This window comes from Derxia gummosa DSM 723, assembly GCF_000482785.1.
Classification (GTDB): Bacteria; Pseudomonadota; Gammaproteobacteria; order Burkholderiales; family Burkholderiaceae_E; genus Derxia; species Derxia gummosa.
In genome coordinates this window covers 262326-280762 of sequence record NZ_AXWS01000013.1, presented here as the reverse complement: position 1 = coordinate 280762, position 18437 = coordinate 262326, and the positions used below count along the sequence as shown (strand labels likewise).

The following is an 18437-nucleotide window of genomic DNA, read 5'->3' as shown; positions in this document are numbered from 1 at the left end:
CTGCACCCCTCAAGCTAAACTGCAAGGGCTTCCCCGTCTGTCAAGAAAAAGCCGGCCCTGCCTGAATGATTTCAGGCGCACAAGAAGCCAGCCATTGAATCACGGCATTCGGCCAATTGCTCAATAAAGACTGGCAGCGTCGAATCGGTAAGGAAAAGACTGCGAAACTACAACCGGCCTTTGCGACGCAATCGAATCACTTCAGACCCTGATGAAAGACGCGCGCAGGGGCCTCGATCGTTAGCCGGGCTTGGCAATTGCGTCATCCCCCAGAATTAAACAGGCCATCCCTGCGCAGGCCCAACCTTGCACATCAACGCGTGCAGTCACGCGAACGAACAAGCCAGTACTGCTCAATCAAATGTGGATCGAGGCCGATGTGGAAATCGTGTCAGGCAACTGGTGCAAAGGATTCACCTTTTGCCAGCATCGCCCAGGCCATGCGCGCGTTTTTCGCCGCGATTGCCACCACCGCGCGCCAATAGCCGCGTCGCTCAGCAATCGACATGGCCCAACGACTGATTCGGTCAGTCTTTTCTTTCGCACTCGCCAATACGGCGCGGGCACCCAGAATGAGCAGCGTTCGCAAATAGGCATCACCGGCCTTCGTGATTCTTCCGAGCCGGGCTTTGCCACCCGAACTGTATTGCCCCGGCGTCAATCCCAGCCAGGCCGCGAATTGCCGCCCCGCCCTTAAATCATGACCATTGCCAATGCTGGCGAGAAGCGCACTGGTTGTCGTCGGACCAATGCCGGGCATTTCCATCAGGCGCTTGCTGCGTGCATCGGCACGGGCCGCCCCCCGGATCAGTACGTCGCTTCACCGACGCGATCGTCGAGGAAATGCAGATGCGACAGCAGATCGCCGATGGCCCGTTGCGCGTAGCCCGGCAAGCCATCAAGCGCAGCCCCGGCTTCCCGGCGAACGGTTTGTGCCTTGAGCGCCAGCACCACGCCGAATTCGCTGAGCAATCCGCGCAGACGATTGATCGTCGCGGTTCTTTTCTCGACCAATCGTGTGCACACCCGATGCAGACAAAGCACCGCCTGCGCATGCTCGGATTTGATCGGTACGAAACGCATGTTCGGCCGACTGACCGCCTCGCAAATGGCTGCCGCATCGGCGGCGCCATTCTTTCGGCGTTTGCCCGACATTCGACAAGACGCAACCAGCCTCGGCGCCATCAATCTGACCGTATGACCGAACCGCTCGAACTGTCGTGCCCAGAAATGCGCGCCCGAGCAGGCTTCCATGCCGATCACGCACGGCGGGAGAGCTGCAATCGCGCCGAGCAGTTCCTTCCTGCTGACCTTCGGCCTCACCAGAATCGCCTTGCAGGATTCATTGACGGCATGGAGTGCTAAAACTTGCAGCGCAAGATCGATACCAACTCGCATATGGACTTCGCTACCTTCGAAAATAAACGTGATGAGTCGTGAGAAACTCCTCGTGGCACGTCAGTGCCGTTCAGCGGCTTCTGCGCCGCAGCTTCGGGACGGGAAAGTCCCTTTCTTCACTAAGCTGCGCGACGAATGATTCGCGGAATTCTCATAGATCTGGATGACACGCTTGCCGATGATCGGCTTGCAACCGAGAAAGCGATTGCCGCTCTTTGGCAATCTCGGGCACCGGAGCGCGACGCCTCGAATCTCTCTTTGCGTTGGCTGTCAATCACCGATAAGCATTGGCGTCGATTCCGATCCGGCGAAACCACTTTGCAGGGCCAACGGCGAAATCGGCTGGCAGAGCTTTTTGATCAGAAGTTCACTGAAGCTCAGGCAGATCAGCTCTTCGATGAATACCTGTACCACTACGAAAGAAGCTGGACGCTAGTGGCCGGAGCTACGGAGTTCCTCGCGGCAACGGCGAGGCTTCCCAAGGTGATTGTTACGAACTCCGAAGCCAAACAAGCGGCACGGAAGGTCGCGCTACTCAGTATCGGCAGTCATTTCATTGGACTCGTCACACCAGAAGTCGCTGGCGCTCCCAAGCCAAACCCCCAGATCTTCAGGTATGCCCTGCAAGTACTTGGTTTACCTGCGTCCGATTGCATGATGATTGGCGATAGCCACGAACACGACATACAGCCAGCACAAGCACTCGGCCTGGCCACTTTTCATGTCGGCAATGCTCCGGGCTGTGGGCTGGCCGAGGCGGCGCGTGCAATCCAACCTTTCCATCAAGAGGGACCGACTACCGCCGGTCTCTCATGACAAATGTTGGGCGTGTTGAAATCGCTGCACTTGCTGTTCCAACGCAATGACCAAAACAGAATGAGTTTGCCCGGGTTTGTGACGCTCACGAAGGACTTCATGAAAATCTCCCGTATCGATCACATCGTGCTCACCGTCAAGAACATCGAGGTGACGACAGACTTCTATGTGCGCGTTCTCGGCATGGAAGTGGTGACTTTCGGCGAGGGCCGAAAAGCCTTGTCTTTCGGAAATCAGAAGTTCAACCTGCATGAGGTCGGAAAGGAGTTTGAACCCAAGGCTCACAGGCCCACGCCGGGCGCCACCGACATCTGCCTGATTGCCGATGCCACGATCGACGAAATCGTTGACGGGCTCCATCTTGCGGGTGTCGCGATTGTTGGCGGACCGATAAGGAGAACCGGCGCCTGCGGGCCGATCATGTCGGTCTATTTTCGCGATCCGGACAGCAATCTCATCGAAGTTTCGACATATGTGCCTTGAGTTTTGAAGCGAATCGTCCAAATGCGCCTGCATGCCGGATCGCTGAAATTGAACCCTGCTGGTCGGAATGGAGCCGACTCATGAGCCCGAGCGGTGACAACATGAAAGACGGTGACTCTCCGTTGCAATCTTCTGCGGCGAATGAATCAGCCCTCCGGGAATTGAGCCAGCTCGCCAATCTCGGCCCGAAGTCGGCAGCCTGGTTGATCGCCGCCGGCATCACATCCGTTTCAGAAATCCGCGCCCTTGGTTCCGTCGCAAGCTATGTGCGCGTCAAGCGAGCGGGAATGAACGCGAGCCTCAATTTGCTTTGGGCGCTGGAGGGGGCAATTTCCGATCAGCCCTGGCAGACGGTTGCGCGCGAGCACCGGACGAGTCTGTTGCTCGCGCTTGACGAGTACAGCCGGCGCTGACCGTCAGGCTCGACGTTCATCGGTCTGCCCCCGCGTTCGTGTATCGGATTGCCATCTCGGAGGACCGCCATGCACATCCCGCCCGGCTTCAACACCATCGCACCGTATTTCTTCGTCCGGAATGCCGAGGCCTTTGTCGGCTTTCTCGTGCAAGGCCTCGGCGGAGCCGAAACCTGCCGCACGATGCGCCCGGACGGCGGAATCGCGAATGTGCAGGTTCGCATCGGCGATTCGACAGTGATGGTCAGCGAGGCGACCGGTCGCTATCCGCCGATGTGCTCGGCCTTCTATCTGTATGTGGACGATGCGGATGCGGCAATGGGGCGGGCGCTTGCGCACGGCGCCATCGAGGAAATGCCGGTGGCCGACATGCCCTATGGCGATCGTCAGGGCGGCGCGCGGGATTCGCACGGCAATATCTGGTGGATATCGCAGCGGCTGGTGGCGGGGCCGTATGAACCGTGAATTGTGCAATTCGGTGTCGTGCGAAAGGCGGTTCCTGCGCAGCGCATCGCCGTCGGACAGGGAGAAATCATGCCGCTGAAACAGATCGGCGAAACCGTCATCCAACGCACGCACCGAGCTTCCTGCCATTGCGGCCGCGTCGTGCTGGAACTCGACTTGCCGAACGGCATCGAAGGCGCCCGCCGCTGCAATTGCTCGATCTGCCGCCGCAAGGGCTTCATCATGGGCATGATCAACCGTTCAGCAATCCGGGTGCTGCAAGGCGAGGATCAGCTCCGGGTGTATCAATTCAACACCCATGTCGCAAAGCATTATTTCTGCGGCAATTGCGGCATTCACACCCATCATCAACGGCGGTCGAATCCGGAGGAATACGGATTCAATCTCGGTTGTCTGGATGACGTTGATCCGTTGCTCATTCCCGAGGTTCCGGTGACCGATGGTGCGAATCATCCGGCGGACCGGACGTCCGGTGACTGAGCCGAAGCCATGAAGCGCCATTTTTGAATGGGCGGCAGCAATTCCATTCGGCGCCGCTGCCCATCATCAGCAAGGAGACCGTCATGTCCGACCGTACCGTCAGGCTTCACCGCGTGCTTCGCGCTCCGGCCGAGCGCATCTATCGCGCCTTTGTCGAGCCGGGCGCGCTTGCCAAATGGCTTCCGCCGCACGGATTCACCTGCACCGTGCATGAAATGGATGCGCGCGTCGGCGGCTCGTTCCGGATGTCTTTTCACAATTTCTCGAATGGCGGCAGCCATTCCTTCGGCGGCGAATATCTCGAACTCGTTCCGGGCGAGCGCCTACGCTATACCGATCGTTTCGATGATCTGAATCTGCCGGGCCAGCTTGAGGTGAGCGTTCTCCTCACGCCGGTGATTTGCGGAACCGAATTGAGCATTGCCCAGAGCGGCATTCCGGACGCGATTCCGCTGGAAATGTGCTACCTCGGCTGGCAGGAATCGCTGGGGCAGTTGGCGCAACTGGTCGAGCCCGAAATCCCGGGCTGAGCGCCCGAAGCCGCGCGGTCCCCCGCGTGGCTGCGGCCGAGGGCCGGCCGGTCCGGCCGGTCAGCCGGCTTTTCGCGCGATCGGCCGGCGCGCGCGGCCGATAGCCTGCGCATCGCCCATTCCGCCTCCGGACCGCGCGATGCACGCCTCGCCCCTCGCCACGCTGCGCCGCCATGGCGCGCGCTTCCTGCTCCTGCCCGCCGCGCTGCCGGGCATGCCGGCGCTTGCCGGCGAATGCCGCTTCGCCAGTCCGGCCGATGCGCTTGCCTTCCTGCGCGGCTGGCGCGCCGATGCGTCGGCGCTCGCGGGCCTGCGCGGCGCGCTGCGTTCGGCCGGTGGGGCCGGGCCGGTACCGACCGATGACGACGCAGTGCTGCATTCGCTTGCACGGCTGCTTGCCCATGGCCGGCTGCAACTCGTCGATGCCGACGCGCGCGGCCTGCCGCTCGCGCGGCTCAAGTCGGTCGTCACCAATGCGAGCCCGTCGGCGGCGCTCGCGGGCGCGGGGGGCGGCTCGAAGTCGGGCGGTGGGCTGATGTCGATGATGAAGGTGCCGTCGCTGCCCAAGCTGCCGCCGCTGCTGCCGGCGCTGGAGGACGTGCGCATCGAGGGCGTGGACGTGCTGCCCGAGATCAAGCAGTCGATCGACAACATCCAGGCTTCGCTCGGCAGCGTGGCGGGCGCGTCGGCCTCGCTCGCGCCCACGCCCGACAAGCTGCCGCCCGTGAAGGACAGCATGAGCGCGGCGTCGGCCGAGCTGCGCAGCCAGCTCGACGAGCTGTGAACGCCGCGCGCCGCTCCGCCGTCACGCGCCGGCCCGCCGTGCCGCGCCGCCCGCGATGAAGTTCGTCACCCGCGCCCAGGACGCGCTCACGACCGGCGCCGCGCGCGTCGCCGCGGCGGTGCGCACCGCCGGCACGACGCTCGTGGGCCAGCTCCAGACCGGCCTCGCCGACGGCCAGACCGCGATCGCCGACACGGCGCGCCAGCTCGGCGCGATACCGCCGCGTCTCGCGACGCTGCCCGGCCTGCTCGATCCGCGCGCGAGCCTCGCGCCGCTCGGCTCGGCGCTCGCGGGCATGCAGGCCGACCTCACGGCCGTGGCCGGCTCGGCGGCGAAGGTCGGCGACCGCCTCACGCCGGTGCTGGCCGACCTCGGCGCGGTGCGCGCCGACGTGACCGGCCTGCTCGACCTCGCGCGCGGCCTGCCGGCGCAGGTGGCATCGGCGGGCTTGCCCGACCTCGGCGCCTTCGTCGGCCGGCTCGACGCGGCGCGCGCGCGGGCCGGTGAACTCGTCGCCGACGCGGGCCGGCTGCCGCAGTGCCTGCAAGCCTTCGCAGACGAGATCGCCGCCGTGCGCAGCGGCCCGCAGGCGGTCGCGCTCATCGACTCGGCCGGCGCGCGCATGCATGGCGAGATCAGTCTGCTGCGCACGGCGGTGCTCGGCGGCCAGGCCTTCGTGGCGGGCGAGATCGCGGGCATCGGCGAGCAGTTCGGCAAGCTGTCGGGCGCGGCGCTCGCGGCGGCCGATGCGCTGACGCAGGCGGTGCTCGGCGCGATCGAGAGCCTGCGCGCTCGGCTCGCGGCGGTGGTCGCTGCGCTGGTGGCCGAGATCGAGGCGATCCGCGAAGGGCTGGGCGCGCTGCACGGGCGCATCGACGAGGCGGCGGCGGCGCTCGGCGTGCCGCTGGAACAGGCGCGCGCGGTCATCGAGGGCATCGCGGCCGAGGTCGAGGCGGTGGGCGCGGCGATCGATTCGGTGGTCACGGCGATCGAGGGGCAGATCGCCAACCTCCAGGCCATGATCGACACGGTGAAGGGCGCGCTCGACGGCGCGGCCGAGGGCGTGGAGATCGCGCTCGCGGGCTTCCGCGAGGCGCTGGCCGAGCTGTCGGCCGAGATCGACGGGCTGATCGCGAAGCTGGAGGCGTTGCCCGAGCGCTTCGCGCCGGTGGCTGCGCTCATCGACGAGGCGCAGGCGCAGATCGCCGACATCCAGGCGACGATCGCGGCCTTCGTGGCCGAGGCCGACGCGACGCTGGCGCAGGCGTCGGTGGAGATCGATCAGGCCGATGCGCGCTGCAACGATGCGATCGCGATCTGCACGCGCTACATGATGCGGGTGCCGCCGCTGATCGCGGCGCGCGCGCTGTTCATGGGCGTGAAGGCGATGCTGCCGACGGTGCGCAAGGCGATCGCCACCGCGCGCGCGACGGTGCAGCGCGCGGGCGCGACCGCCTCCGGCCTGCTGAATCAGGCGCTCGCGGTCGCGGTCGGGTTGCGCGGCATGCTCGATCAGGCGATCGCGCAGGTGAAGGGCGTGATCGCGCAACTGGTCGGGCTGCTGGCGCAGCTCAAGGGCGCGCTCGCGACGGCGATGGCCAAGCTGGAGCAGGTGTCGGCCATGCTGCGCGAGCAGATCGCGGGCATCGCGGCGAAGCTCGACGGCGTGGTCGAGCAGGTGCGCGCGAAGGTGACCGAGGCGATCGCGGCGATGGATGCGCGCCCGGCCGTGGCGCGCGCGGCCGAGGCGGTGCGCGGGCTGGAGCCGAAGTTCGTCGCGCCGGTGCAGGGCGCGATCGACGACGGCAGCGCGCGCACCCACGGGCTGCTCGACAGCGTGCTGGCGCAGTTCGACAAGCCGGTCGCGGCGGCGGGCGACGCGCTGGCGTGGGTCGATGGCCAGATCGGCGCGGTCGCGGCCGTGGTGCCGACGCCGCGCGATGAACTGGCTGCGCTGCTCGCGCGCGTGCAGGCCGAGTTGGACGGCGTGCTCGCGCAGGCGCAGGACGCGCTTGCAAGCGCTTGCGACCAGGCGCTCGCGGCGGTGCAGGCCGGCGATGATGCGGTGGACGAGATGCTCGCGAAGCTGCGCGAGAAGCTCGGGTTGCCGGCGGCCGAAGCGGCAGGCGAGGGCGAGTCGGCGACCGACGCGCCGGACGAGGTCTCCGAGGACGCTGCCACCAATGACCCGAACGCTCGCCGGCCCGAAAGCGAAGACGCTGATCCCTCCGCTCTGATCGCCCCCGTCGCCGACCATGCCCAGGCCGCCGATGCCGCGCGCGCCCGCGCCGACGCCGCCGACCTCTCCGCGCCCGCCGCCGCGCTCGACGGCTGGTCGCCCGAGGCCGCGCCGCTCGCCGCCGCCTGCGACAGCGCCGATGCGGCCGCCGCCGCCCAGGCCGCGAGCACCGCCACGCTCGCCGCCGCGCAGCAATCCGCGCGCGCCGAAGCCGAGGCCCACGCGGTCGCGCTGCCCGGCGAGTCCGAGCTGACCGACCGCGCCGACGCCGACCTCGTCGCCGCGCGCGCCGACGCCCGCACCTCGGCCGAGCAGGCCCAGGCTGCCGCCGACGCCGCGAGCGCCGATCTGGCCGAAGCCGGCGCGCCCTGGCGCCCGCTGCCCGACGAGGCCGACGCCGCGATGCATCAGGCGGAGGCCGGCGCCAACGAGACGCGCGATTCTCTGCGCGCCGACCTCGCCGGAATCGCTGACGCGGCCGCCGCCGTCGCCGCCGCGAGCGCCGCCGCCGACGCCGCGCTCGCCGCCGATTGCGACGCGCGCCACGCCGAGGTCTGCACGCTGCGCGACCGGGCGCAGGCCGAGGTCGATGCCGCGTCGGCGGAGATCGAATCGGTACGCGCCCAGACCGAGGTCGCGCGCGGCGATCTGGCGAAGGCCGAGGCCATCGTCGATGCCGAGGTGGTCAAGGCCGGCGGCGAATCGCTGCTGGAGAAGCGGGCCGAGGAGGAGCGCAAGGCGGCGGAACAGGCAGCCGCGCGCGAGCAGGCGCGGGCGGGCGCGGCGGCGGGCGGGAAGGGCGGAGCGTCGGCGGCGGGCGTGTCGGCGGACGCGGCGGCGAATCGGGCTGATGGCCCGGCAGGCGCCGCGACCCAGGGTTCGGCCAGCACGGGCGCCAGCCCGGCGGACGGTCGGGGCGGCGCCGACGGCCAAGGCAAGGCGGCGGAAGCCGGCGCGGCCACGGCTGCCACGGAAAGTGCAGGCGACAGGCACGGCGGCGCGGCGGCTCAGGACCAGGACAGGTCGCCGGCCGCTGGTGCCAACGCCGAGCCGGCAGGCACCAGCGCGAAGGCCGACGCCACGTCCGCCGACGGCTCGCCGGCGCCGACTGCCGAAGCACCCGGCACCCGCGTCGCGGCCGACAGTGCGGGCAGCGCCGACCCGAGCCGGACCGCCACGGCTCCGGACGCGAAGGACACCGAGCAACACGCCGCCGCCGATCGGACCGGCACCGGCCTCGCCCACGAAGACGGCGACTCCGAGAACCAGCGTCAGGCGCGCGACGGCGATCAGGCCGCCCCCGCGATCGCCGGCCACGCGGCCAGCAAGGACCGCGAGATCCCGCAGGCCGACACGCCGGACGCCGTCAGCGGCAAGTCGCCGGCCACGGACGGCCGCAAGCCCGCACGCGCCACCGGCCTGCCCGGCAAGCGCGACCTGCCCGGGTCTCCCGTTCCGACCGCCGACCACGACGCGGACGACGAAGACCAGTCTTCCCTCGCCGACCTCGCCCGCGCCGCGACTCCGGCCGGCAAGGCGCGCAAGCCCCGCCTGCCCGACGGCCTGCCGTCAGACGCGGCCGACGACGCCGGAGCAAATGCCTCCGCCGTGATCAGCGGCGCAGCCGCTGCAGCGACCGACGCGGTGCCGGCCGACGCCGACGCGGCTGCCGATCCGGCCGCTGCGGCAATGGTGGCTGCCTCCGCCGCAACGGCCTCCGCTGCCAAGGCCGATCCCGCCGCGCTCGCCGCCGCTGCCGGCGAGGCTGCCACCACCGCCAAGACTGCCGAGGCCACGCCGTCCGGGGACGACGCCTCGCCCGCTCACGCCGGCAAGCCCCCGGCCTCGCCGCTCGACGCCCTGCAATCCCTCGCAACCGAAGCAGCCGCCACGGCCGATCCGGCCCCCAAGCCCTGACCCCCGCAACACTTCCCCCACCCAAAAGCAAACCGGCCGGCATTCGCCGGCCGATCCCCTCACTTCACCCGCCGCCCGCTCAGGCCATCCGCGCCATCACCGCCGCCCCCGCGCGCCCCGTCACCGCATCGCCGATCGCCCCCGTGATCGCATCCTTCGCCTCATCCACGAGGCTGATGTCGAGGCTGATGCCGAAGCGCGATTCCGCCGTCAGCTCCATGCGGCTCGCGCGCACCAGCTCGAAGGCCTTGGTGCGCAGCGGCGTGAGCTGGGCCGCCTTGGCCTGATAGGCCGCGAGCCAGGCCTGCGACGAGGTGGTGATGCGGGTGCGGAAGGAGGTGGAGAAGCCGGTGTTGGCGATCAGGCTGCTCTGGGTCGCGCTCACGAGGTAGTGGCAGCCGAGGATGGGCGCGGCCGCGAACAGTGCGGCCGGGTTCACGTCATGGCGCGGGTCGGCGGCCATGCGGTCGAGCAGCTCGTTGCCTCTGCGCATCTTCAGCAGGTCGGACACCAGCACGCCGACCTTGATGCAAAGCTTTGCAACCGACGTCGCGATGCCCGACACCATGCCCGCCACGTTGCCCGTGAACACGAGGCCGGCGACGCTGGAACCCGCGTTCACGGTCTCGATCGCGGCATCGGCGGCGGCGCGGCGCAGCTCGTCGTCGATCATGGTCATGATCGAGCCGCGCGCGGCCGACGAGAAACGGTTGTTGAGGTCGAGCGCGGCGGCCGACTTCACCAGCTGGCGCCGCTCAATCGCGTTGCGCACCAGGCCGCCCACCGCGAGCAGCATGCCGCCCACGGCCTTGATCTGGCCCACGAAGGGCAGCACCGCCGCGACGATGCCCTTCACGAATTCGATGAACACGTTCGGCAGCAGGTCGAACAGCAGATTCACGAGCGCGTCGATCGCCATGTTCATCACGCCGAGCAGCGGCTGGAAGGCGTCGGCGAGCGCGGTGCGCAGCTCGTCGAACACGTCGAGCAGCTTGTGGAAGGCGCTCTTGAGGCCGGCCATCATCGCCTTGCCGCCGTCGCGGATGAGCCGGGCCAGCCCGAGCAGCGCGTCCACCACCTGGTTGCTGCCGGGCACGAGCACCGCGCCCACGTTGGTGGCGGCGTCGTTGGCGGCTTCGCGCAGATCGCAGACCGAGTCGCGCAGGCTGGTGAGCTTGAAGGCCAGCTTGCGGCCGCGGAACAGGGCGTTGAAGTCGCCGCCGTTGCGGGCTTCGTTCATCGCGGCGATGGCGATGCTCATCGGGTCTTGGCCGGGCAGGGGCATGGGCGTTCCTCTCAGGGGGCGGTGCTGATGTGTTGTCGTGCTTGGGCGGTCATTCCTGCTCGACGCCGAGCAGGCGGAACAGCCGGCCGATGTCGCCTTCCTCGCGCAGCATTTCCTGCATGAGTTGCGGCAGGGGCATGCGGCCCCAGTTGACGGCGCGGCGGATGAGATAGGGCGTCGGGCTGTGCGGCTCGATGTCCTGGAGGTAGTCGGCGATGGCTTCAAGCGTGCGGTAGGCCGCCGCGCGCGAGGGCCAGCCGGGCGAGCCGGGCTGCCAGCCCGCGAGTTCGGCGGCGGCGGGCAGGGCGGCGAGCGCGGCGGGGTCGGGCGGGGCGCCGCCCGAGGCCGGCGCGGCCGCGAATTGCGGGGCGGGATCGGTCGGGTCGGCGGCGCCGGCCGCGTCGGCGCCGAAGCCGGCCGGCGCGACCGGCGCGCCGATGCCCATCGCGGCGAGCGTGGCCGAGACCGGCCAGCCGCCCGCGCCGTCGAGCGGCGCGCCCACGCCCAGCGCGGCAAGCCGCGCCGCGTCGGTCGCGGCCGATACCGGCGCGGCGACCGGGCGTGGCGCGAGCGCGTCGACCGCGCGGCGCAGCGCCATCAGCGTGTCGGCCGTGCGTTGCAGGTTGGGGCTGTCGAGGCCCATGCGTTCGTCCAGCCGCATGCCGAGCCGCGCCCACAGCGCCGAGGCGCGTTCGAGCTGGCCGCGCAGCGCCGCGAGCCAGGCCGCGTTGTCGGGCCGGGCGGCGAGTTGCAGCAGCGTCTCGCGCGGCGGCAGCACGCGGTCTTCGGGCAGGTCGATTTCCTCGGCGATGCCTTGCGACTGCCGCTCCCAGTCGTCGAGCGACAGGCGCGGCGGCTTGCGGCCGGGCAGCGGCAGCAGCGTGAGATGCAGCCGCAGCGCGAGCGGCAGCAGGTCGGCCAGCCAGGCGAAGGGCGCGCGGCGCAGGTCGAGATCGCCGTCGTCGATGGCGGGATGCATGCCGTCCCAGAAGCGCTCGACCAGCCCGCAGACGAGCGCGATGCCGTCCACCAGCCCCTCGCCCTGGCGCAGATGCAGCGAGGCTTCGAGCCACCACGCGGCCACCTGCGCGTCCTTGCTGCGGCGCGCGAGCACCTCGGCCGACAGCAGCCGCACGAGCTGCCAGTCGGCCACCTTGAGCGGGCGTTCCCAGTCGCCCATCGGCAGGCTCGGGTCTTCTTCCTCGCGCGCGGTGCGGATACGCGCCATCACCGCGTCGTAGCGCAGCGAGGGGCCGCAGCCGTCGCCGTCGGGCAGCGGCGCGAGCAGGGCGCCGAGGCCCATGAAGGCGTCGGTGTCGGCGGCGATGGCGGCGTCGATGTCGTCGGCGTGCGGGCTGAGCAGCAGCTCGGTCATGGCAGGTAGTCCTCGGGGGCGCGGGTCGGGAAGGCGCCGGGCCAGGCGAGCGGCGCGCGCTTGCCGGCGGGGCTGATCGTCATGCGCAGATAGACGCGGGCGCGGCTGTCGGCTGGCGGCGCGCCGGGCGTGTCGGCGCTGGCGACGCGCAGCGGGAACTCGAAGCGCAGCAGCTGGCCGCGCGGATCGGCCCGGCCGGCGCCCGGCTCGCGGTACTGGCTCACGAGGCTGATGAGCGCCCAGGGATCGGCCTGGCGCAGCGTGACGGCGCGGTTGGCGACGACGTAGGCGGGCTGGCGCTCGTCGGCCACCGGCTGCACCGGGCCGTCCTTGGCGAAGCGCCAGCTGAGCGTGATGGGCTGGCCCGGCTCCCAGCGCAGCGGGCGCGCGGCATCGCGCCAGCCGAGGTGCTGGCTGCCGATGTCGAGGCTCCAGTCGATGAGCTTGTTGCCCTCGGCCTCGCCGGCCGGATTGGCGCGGAACTCGACATTGATGTCGTAGCCGGGCGGGGCGTCGTCGGCCGGCATGAGCGGTTGCAGGAAGGCGCGCACGCGCTCGAACTGGTCGAGGAAGCGGCGCGCGTTCGTGGCGTTGCGGGCGTCGTCGCCGTAGCCGCCGCTGGCGGCCGCGTAGGCCGCGCCCGCCGGCGCGCCGAAGCTCACGCTCGACGGGCTGGTGCCGGCGACGGCCATGCCCCGCAGCGCGCGCGCCGAGCGGTCGTAGGACGCGAGCAGGGCCAGCATCTCGTCGGTGTCGAGCGCGGGCGTCTCCGGGCCGCCGGGGCCGGCGGCGAAGGGCGGGCGGCCGGCCGCCGTGCGGTTGAAGCCGCCGGCGAAGGCCTGCCACGCACCGCGCTGTTCGCCGCGCGCGAGTTCGCCGCAGCGCTGGCGCAGTTGCGCGGCGAGCTGGAGCTGGCGCTGCGCGAAGAAGTCGCTGCCGCGCGCGAGCATGCCGGGCCGCGCGAGGCGGTCGGCGCAATTGGCGGCGTCCACGTCGCCGGCCATCGCGGTGAGGAAGTTCTCCAGCGCGAGCAGGCTGCTGTTGGGGTTGTGCAGCTTGTAGCGCTCCAGGTCGCGCGCGATCGACTGCCAGCCGGCCGCGCCGTCGCTGGCGCCGCCGCGCGCGAGCAGGGCGTCGGCCTCGCGGGCCAGCGCCTCGACGCGGCCGCGCTGCTGCGCGAGATAGCCGGCGAGCGCGGTCGCGTCGGGCATCGCGAAGGCGGCGAGCGCCGGGCCCTTCTCGCCCTGCCAGGCGCGCAGGCCGCCGTCGGCCGGCGTGTACAGCTCGGCGCGGTCGAGCAGGGTGTCGAGCCGGCGCAGGCGGGCGGCGCCGTCGCGCGCCATGACCATGCGCAGCTGGTCGGACAGCGGGCGCGCGCCGAGGTCGTCAAGCAGGGCCTGCACGCGCGCGAGCCGGCCGCGCTCGGCGTCGGCCACGGCGGCGTCGGCATCGCCGAGACCGCCCGGGATCAACGCCGCGTCGAGCTGCTGGCCGACGAGCGCGGCGAGCTGCTGATCGACGAGGCGTTCGGCGGCCGGGCGCAGCTCGGCCGGGAAGCGCGGCAGCAGTTCGGCCTGGGCGCGCTTGCGCAGATCGCCGGCGGCGAGCGCCTGGTCGAGCCGTTGCGCATCCCAGGCGACGAGCGCCTCGCCGCGCGAGCCGAGCGCGAGGTCGGCCGACTGGCCGATCCAGGGCTGGGCCAGCAGCTCGGCGAGCGCGCCGCGCAGCGCCAGCGACGACGGCGCCAGTTCCCAGCGCGCGTCCTTGGCGTTCCAGGCCACGTCGGCGAAGTTGTCGGCATGCACGGCCCGGCCGAGCACCGGCGCGAAGGTGCGGAAGCCGGCGTCGAGTTCGTCGCGCGCCGCGCGGGCGCTGTCGGCGCCCAGCAGCCAGGAGGCGCCGGCGCGGGCGAGGGCGCGGTCGTAGCCGGCGCCGGGCTGGAAGGCGGGCTTGAGCATCCAGTCGCCGCCGCCGCGCGTGGCGAGGGCGTTGAGCTCGTCGAGCGTGGACTGGAGCGCGCGCCAGTCGGCCAGCGCCTCGTCGGGCCGGGCGCGGCTGCCGTCGAGCGCGGCGATACGGGTGTTGAGATCGTCGAGCCGCGTCACGAGGTCGTTGTGCTCGAAGGCGCGTTCGCGCAGCGCCGTCACCAGCCGGCGCTGGCCGCATTGCAGCGCGGCTGCAAGCGATTGCACGCCGAGGCCGCCGCGTCCGGCCGCGTTGCTGCGGAACAGCGCCGCCGTGTGGTCGGAGGCGCCGGGCAGGTCCACGCCGTAGAGCACGCGGATCGCCAGCGCGAGGTCGCGGCCCTCGGCCGGGCGCTGGGCGTCGAACAGGCGGTGCAGCGCGAGCGCGGCCTGGTCGAGCTGCTCGACGGCGCTGAGGTAGTCGAGCCAGTCGCCGAATTCGCGCAGATCCTCGAAACCCAGCGTGGCCTGCGACGGCCGCGTGGCGCGCGCCGCGAGCCAGGGCGAGCTGTTGCAGGGCGCGCCGACGATCAGCTCGCCGGTGCCCGGGTCCTGGGCCACGCCGCTCAGGCGCGCGCCCTGGTCGTAGAGGGTCTGACGCAGGCTTGCGACGGCCACGTCGGCGAAGGTGTCCTCGAAATGCGCGCGCAGGTGGTGCGACAGCGGGTCGAACACCGGCCAGGAGCCGGGCATGAACAGCGACCACAACCGGCGGTCGTCCATCTGGCCCATGAGCTGGAGCAGGCCGAGCGCCTGGGCGCGGCGGGTGTCGGCGTCGAGCGCGCGGCCGTCGCGCGCGGCGAGGTAGCGCGCCTGGGCGCCGGCCTGGAGCTGGGCCAGCACTTCCTGCAGGCGGGTGCTCTGCGCATGCAGCACCACGCCGCCCGCGACGAGGCCGACGCTCCAGGTGGCGGCGAGGCCGATCGCGGCCCAGCGCAGGCCGCGCCCGAGCGCGGGCCGGCCGAGCGCCTGCGTGCCCGAGGGGCGCGTGAGGCCGATCTCGGCAAACACCTTCTGCTCGAACAGGTCGCGCAGGAACACGGGCTGGCGCGTGCCGGCCGGCAGTTCGGCGGCGGGCAGGGCGTCGCTCACGATGGGGATGCCGGCGTCGTCGGTGGCGGCGGCATCGGCGGCCGGGGCGGCGTCAAGCTCGTCGGCGCCGTCGGCGGCGAGGCCGCGCGCGACGATCTGGGCCGCCTCGCTCGCGTCGCCGGTGAAGTACAGGCCGCGCAGCAGGAAGGGCTCGTGATAGCTGCTCGGGCGCATCAGCTCGTCGAGATAGAGCTGGACCTGGCCCTTGAGCGCGGCCATGCGCGCCGGCAGCAGGAAGCAGTCGGCGGCGACGCCGTCGGCCGCGCCCGCGAACAGTTCGGCCGACGAATCGGTGAGGGTGCGCACGGTCTGGCGCATCGCCTCGTCCACCCAGTCGGGGCGGTAGTTGGTGGCGAGGTCGTAGGGCGACGACCAGCCGAGCATGCCGCCGCGCAGCAGCTCGGGCAGGGCGCGCGACCACGCCGCGAAGCCCGGAATGCCCTCGCAGCCCGACACCACCACGTACAGGCCGAAGCGCATCGCGAAGCGGTTCTGCGCCAGCCACAGCCGGCGGTTGGCGCGCTTGGCGAGGCGCGCGAGTTCGAGCCGCGCGTCGGGATGGGTGTCGGCGAGCAGGGCCGCCGGCACCGTGAGCACGAAGGCGTCGAACGGGCGCTCGGGCCGGTAGTCGCGGCACAGGCCGAGGAATTCGTCCCAGGGCTTGTCGGCTTCGTCGTCGCCGTCGCCGCTGCCGAGGCAGGCGCCGAGCACGTCCACGACGACGCCCTTGTCGAAGAAATGCCAGTGCAGTCCTTCGGTGCCGACCGCGCCCGAGGCGTCGGTGCCGAGCGCGCTGGCGATGCCGGCCTCGCCGAGCGGCAGCATCGCCTGGCCGTCGCCCTCGTCGAGCACCAGCACCCAGGGCAGGTTGTAGCGCTGGGCGCGCGTGGCCAGATGGGCCTCGATCAGCTCGACCGACTGGCGGAAGGAATTGCGCAGCGTGTCCGAGCGCAGGCGCGGCGTGGCGCGGCGCTTGCCGCCGGCCTCGCCGTCGCGCGTCGCGGCGCGCACCACGATCACCAGCACCAGCAGCACGACCGCGACGAGCGCCAGCAGCGTGATGAGCACCAGCTGGTCCTTGAGGAAGAGCAGCGCGCTCATCGCGTCACCTCCAGCAGCGCGACCGCGCCGCTCATGGCCTGGCGCAGCGGCCAGGTCTGCCAGAGCCAGACCAGCTCCGACAGCGCGAGCAGCCCGACCGCGCCGGCCAGCGCCACGACGGCCCAGCGCGCGACCCGGCGCTGGCGCTGCGGCGCGAGATGCGACGGCGTGTTGGCATAGCACTGCGGCGCGAGCAGCTGACCGCGCTCGCCGATGCCGGGCGGGCGTTGATAGACGAACTGGAACAGCTCGCCGCGCAGGCCGCGCAGCGTGATGTCGGCATCGGGCGTGCCGCGCAGCCGGCCCTGGAAGCCGAGCGCGAGCGCGAACAGGTAGAGCCGCGCGAGCGGGCGCGCGGCCGGCTCGCGGTCGCTCAGCAGCTGCTCGATGGTGTCGAGCACGCGGTCGCCCGCGACGCTGCTGCGGAACAGCGCCGCCTCCAGCAGATGCGAGGGCCAGAGCGCGCGCCCGGCCCAAGGCCGGTTGAGCAGCAGCTCGTCGGCCAGCGCGGACTTGAGATAGCGCACCTGCTCGGCGGCGCTGGCGCCCGCGCGGCCGCTGGCGCGGCGCGCTTGCATGTCCTGCAATTCGATGAGGCCGCGCAGGTGGTGCTGGACCTGGCGCGCCGCGAGTTCGCAGGTGGCGGGGTCGTCGCTCTCGGGCGCCTGCTGGCGCGCGAGTTCGACTTCTTCATAGAAGCGGCGGAAATCGGCGTCGAGCTCGTCGCCGACCATCTCGATCGCGCTGCTCATGCGGCCCCCTTCACGAACAGGACGATTTCGTGCGGCCGGCGCGCGTCGCCGGCCTCGTTGGCGTTGGCGATGCGCAGCGTGCCGCCGGTGGCGAGCCCGGCGCCGGCCGGGTCGATCTCGAACAGCGTGTAGCCGCCGCCTCCGCGCAGGCCCAGCTCGGGCGCGGCCTCGATGCGTGCGCGCGCCGCGCCGAGCACGCGGCGCTCGCGCAGCGAATTCCAGGCGCTGTCGGCGCCGATCACGGCCGATTCCATCCACGCCGCGAGATCGCGCTCGGGCTGGCCGCGCAGGCCGACGACGAGCCGCTTGCCGAGCCAACCGCCCTCGACGGCGCGCGCGAACACGCCGCCCGCGAGGCCGAAGGGCAGCAGGCGGTAGTCCTGGCTTACCTCGGCCAGCGCGTCCTGCAAGGCCGCGAGCACGAGGTCGAAGCCTTCGCGCGGCGCGTCATGGCGCCAGGCCGGCGGCATCACGGGCATGGCGCCCGGCCGCAGCGTGGCCAGCGGCCCGAGCGCGGCGCACAGCGCGAGCCAGAGCGCATGCGGATGCAGCGGCTCGGTCTGCAACACGGCCTCCAGCGCGGTGAGCGGCGCGAGCAGCGCCGACAGCCGGGCGCGGTCCTCCAGCATCGCGAGCCGGTCTTCCAGCCGCGACGACGGCAGCTGGCCCTGGCGCGCGAGCCAGGCCGCCTTGGCGCGCAGCTCGCGGCAGACGGCCCAGGCGCGCTGGCGCAGCGGATGGTCGGCGCCGAGCCGCAGCAGCGGCGGCAGTTCGTCGGTGATGCGCAGCTGGCCGTTGTCGCGCACGACGGTGCACAGGCGCAGGTGCTGCCAGAGCGCGGGCGGCACGGCGCCGGCGGCGAGGCCGAGGCGCGGGCGCAGGCGCGGCAGGTCGGCCGGTTCGGCGTCGGACACCTCGTCGTCGGCCGGCGGCGCGTTCACGCCCCGGAAGCGGGCCGGCGCGCTGGGATTGCGCATCGAGCGCGCGGCCGGGAGCGTGAGCCAAACGTCCACCGCGCCGGCGTCGAGCGCGTCGCCGTGCAGCCCGGCGAGGTCGAGTTCGAGCGGCGCGTCGAGCGCGTCGGCGGCGTCGTGCCAGACGGCGCTGCCGTCGGCCAGCACGGCCTCCAGCTTCAGCACGCGCAGCAGGCCGGTGGCGAGCAGGTTGGGGTCGATGTCGCAGCGCGCCACGCCCCAGGCAAGCGGCGCGGCGGCCAGCAGATGCCAGGCCGCCAGTCCATCGACGCGGGCCTGCAACTGCTGGAAGTGCTGGGGGGCCAGCAGCATGCCTTCATGCCACTGGATACGGTCGGGAATCACGGGCAGGCCGGTGGTCATGGTCGG

The 18437-nt window shown here is 71.3% G+C and carries 13 protein-coding genes and 1 pseudogene; 8 read left to right on the top strand and 6 right to left on the bottom strand.

What is annotated here, in order from left to right:
- Positions 1-391 precede the first annotated feature (391 nt).
- A pseudogene (locus H566_RS24685) lies at positions 392-1398 on the bottom strand (IS110 family RNA-guided transposase).
- 135 nt (positions 1399-1533) lie between these two features.
- Between H566_RS24685 and H566_RS28315 the strand changes: the two are divergent.
- From H566_RS28315 to H566_RS0111905, 8 genes are all read left to right on the top strand, one after another.
- Entirely contained in the window at positions 1534-2214 is a 681-nt protein-coding gene (locus H566_RS28315; RefSeq protein WP_084545023.1) for an HAD family hydrolase, read from the top strand.
- A 99-nt stretch (positions 2215-2313) separates the two neighbouring features.
- Positions 2314-2697, top strand: a complete 384-nt coding sequence (locus H566_RS0111935) for a VOC family protein (protein ID WP_028311619.1) — start codon at positions 2314-2316, stop codon at positions 2695-2697.
- An 80-nt stretch (positions 2698-2777) separates the two neighbouring features.
- Entirely contained in the window at positions 2778-3110 is a 333-nt protein-coding gene (locus tag H566_RS0111930; RefSeq protein WP_211238080.1) for a TfoX/Sxy family protein, read from the top strand.
- A gap of 69 nt (positions 3111-3179) precedes the next feature.
- Entirely contained in the window at positions 3180-3575 is a 396-nt protein-coding gene (locus H566_RS0111925) for a VOC family protein (RefSeq protein WP_028311617.1), read from the top strand.
- 69 nt (positions 3576-3644) lie between these two features.
- Positions 3645-4055, top strand: coding sequence for a GFA family protein (locus tag H566_RS0111920; RefSeq protein WP_034411502.1), 411 nt, complete (start codon positions 3645-3647; stop codon positions 4053-4055).
- Between the two features lie 83 nt (positions 4056-4138).
- Positions 4139-4585: an SRPBCC family protein gene (locus H566_RS0111915; RefSeq protein WP_028311615.1), complete on the top strand. Its 447-nt coding sequence runs from the start codon at positions 4139-4141 to the stop codon at positions 4583-4585.
- A 139-nt stretch (positions 4586-4724) separates the two neighbouring features.
- On the top strand, positions 4725-5369 hold the full coding sequence (locus H566_RS0111910) for a hypothetical protein (protein ID WP_028311614.1): 645 nt from the start codon (positions 4725-4727) through the stop codon (positions 5367-5369).
- Positions 5370-5424: 55 nt separating this feature from the next.
- Positions 5425-9525: a hypothetical protein gene (locus tag H566_RS0111905; RefSeq protein ID WP_028311613.1), complete on the top strand. Its 4101-nt coding sequence runs from the start codon at positions 5425-5427 to the stop codon at positions 9523-9525.
- A gap of 79 nt (positions 9526-9604) precedes the next feature.
- Here the strand turns inward: H566_RS0111905 and H566_RS0111900 are convergent, their stop codons facing one another.
- From H566_RS0111900 to tssK, 5 genes are read right to left on the bottom strand one after another with little or no spacing between them, the layout of a single operon-like run.
- Entirely contained in the window at positions 9605-10810 is a 1206-nt protein-coding gene (locus H566_RS0111900; RefSeq protein WP_028311612.1) for a hypothetical protein, read from the bottom strand.
- A 49-nt stretch (positions 10811-10859) separates the two neighbouring features.
- On the bottom strand, positions 10860-12185 hold the full coding sequence (tssA, locus tag H566_RS0111895; RefSeq protein WP_051378680.1) for a type VI secretion system protein TssA: 1326 nt from the start codon (positions 12183-12185) through the stop codon (positions 10860-10862).
- The gene (locus H566_RS0111890) at positions 12182-16342 is read right to left on the bottom strand and encodes a type VI secretion system protein (protein ID WP_028311610.1); all 4161 of its coding nucleotides are present in this window, start codon (positions 16340-16342) and stop codon (positions 12182-12184) included. The genes tssA and H566_RS0111890 overlap by 4 nt, the downstream gene beginning before the upstream one ends.
- On the bottom strand, positions 16339-17094 hold the full coding sequence (locus tag H566_RS0111885; RefSeq protein WP_051378679.1) for a DotU family type IV/VI secretion system protein: 756 nt from the start codon (positions 17092-17094) through the stop codon (positions 16339-16341). The genes H566_RS0111890 and H566_RS0111885 overlap by 4 nt, the downstream gene beginning before the upstream one ends.
- The gene (gene tssK, locus H566_RS0111880; RefSeq protein ID WP_028311608.1) at positions 17091-18431 is read right to left on the bottom strand and encodes a type VI secretion system baseplate subunit TssK; all 1341 of its coding nucleotides are present in this window, start codon (positions 18429-18431) and stop codon (positions 17091-17093) included. The genes H566_RS0111885 and tssK overlap by 4 nt, the downstream gene beginning before the upstream one ends.
- Between the last annotated feature and the right edge of the window lie 6 nt (positions 18432-18437).

Coding starts and splice junctions, on each gene's coding strand:
- H566_RS0111910 (WP_028311614.1), top strand. CDS start 4,725: ATGCACGCCTCGCCCCTCGCCACGCTGCGCCGCCATGGCGCGCGCTTC.
- H566_RS0111920 (WP_034411502.1), top strand. CDS start 3,645: ATGCCGCTGAAACAGATCGGCGAAACCGTCATCCAACGCACGCACCGA.
- H566_RS0111935 (WP_028311619.1), top strand. CDS start 2,314: ATGAAAATCTCCCGTATCGATCACATCGTGCTCACCGTCAAGAACATC.
- H566_RS0111915 (WP_028311615.1), top strand. CDS start 4,139: ATGTCCGACCGTACCGTCAGGCTTCACCGCGTGCTTCGCGCTCCGGCC.
- H566_RS28315 (WP_084545023.1), top strand. CDS start 1,534: ATGATTCGCGGAATTCTCATAGATCTGGATGACACGCTTGCCGATGAT.
- H566_RS0111930 (WP_211238080.1), top strand. CDS start 2,778: ATGAGCCCGAGCGGTGACAACATGAAAGACGGTGACTCTCCGTTGCAA.
- H566_RS0111900 (WP_028311612.1), bottom strand. CDS start 10,810: ATGCCCCTGCCCGGCCAAGACCCGATGAGCATCGCCATCGCCGCGATG.
- H566_RS0111925 (WP_028311617.1), top strand. CDS start 3,180: ATGCACATCCCGCCCGGCTTCAACACCATCGCACCGTATTTCTTCGTC.
- H566_RS0111890 (WP_028311610.1), bottom strand. CDS start 16,342: ATGAGCGCGCTGCTCTTCCTCAAGGACCAGCTGGTGCTCATCACGCTG.
- H566_RS0111905 (WP_028311613.1), top strand. CDS start 5,425: ATGAAGTTCGTCACCCGCGCCCAGGACGCGCTCACGACCGGCGCCGCG.
- tssK (WP_028311608.1), bottom strand. CDS start 18,431: ATGACCACCGGCCTGCCCGTGATTCCCGACCGTATCCAGTGGCATGAA.
- tssA (WP_051378680.1), bottom strand. CDS start 12,185: ATGACCGAGCTGCTGCTCAGCCCGCACGCCGACGACATCGACGCCGCC.
- H566_RS0111885 (WP_051378679.1), bottom strand. CDS start 17,094: ATGAGCAGCGCGATCGAGATGGTCGGCGACGAGCTCGACGCCGATTTC.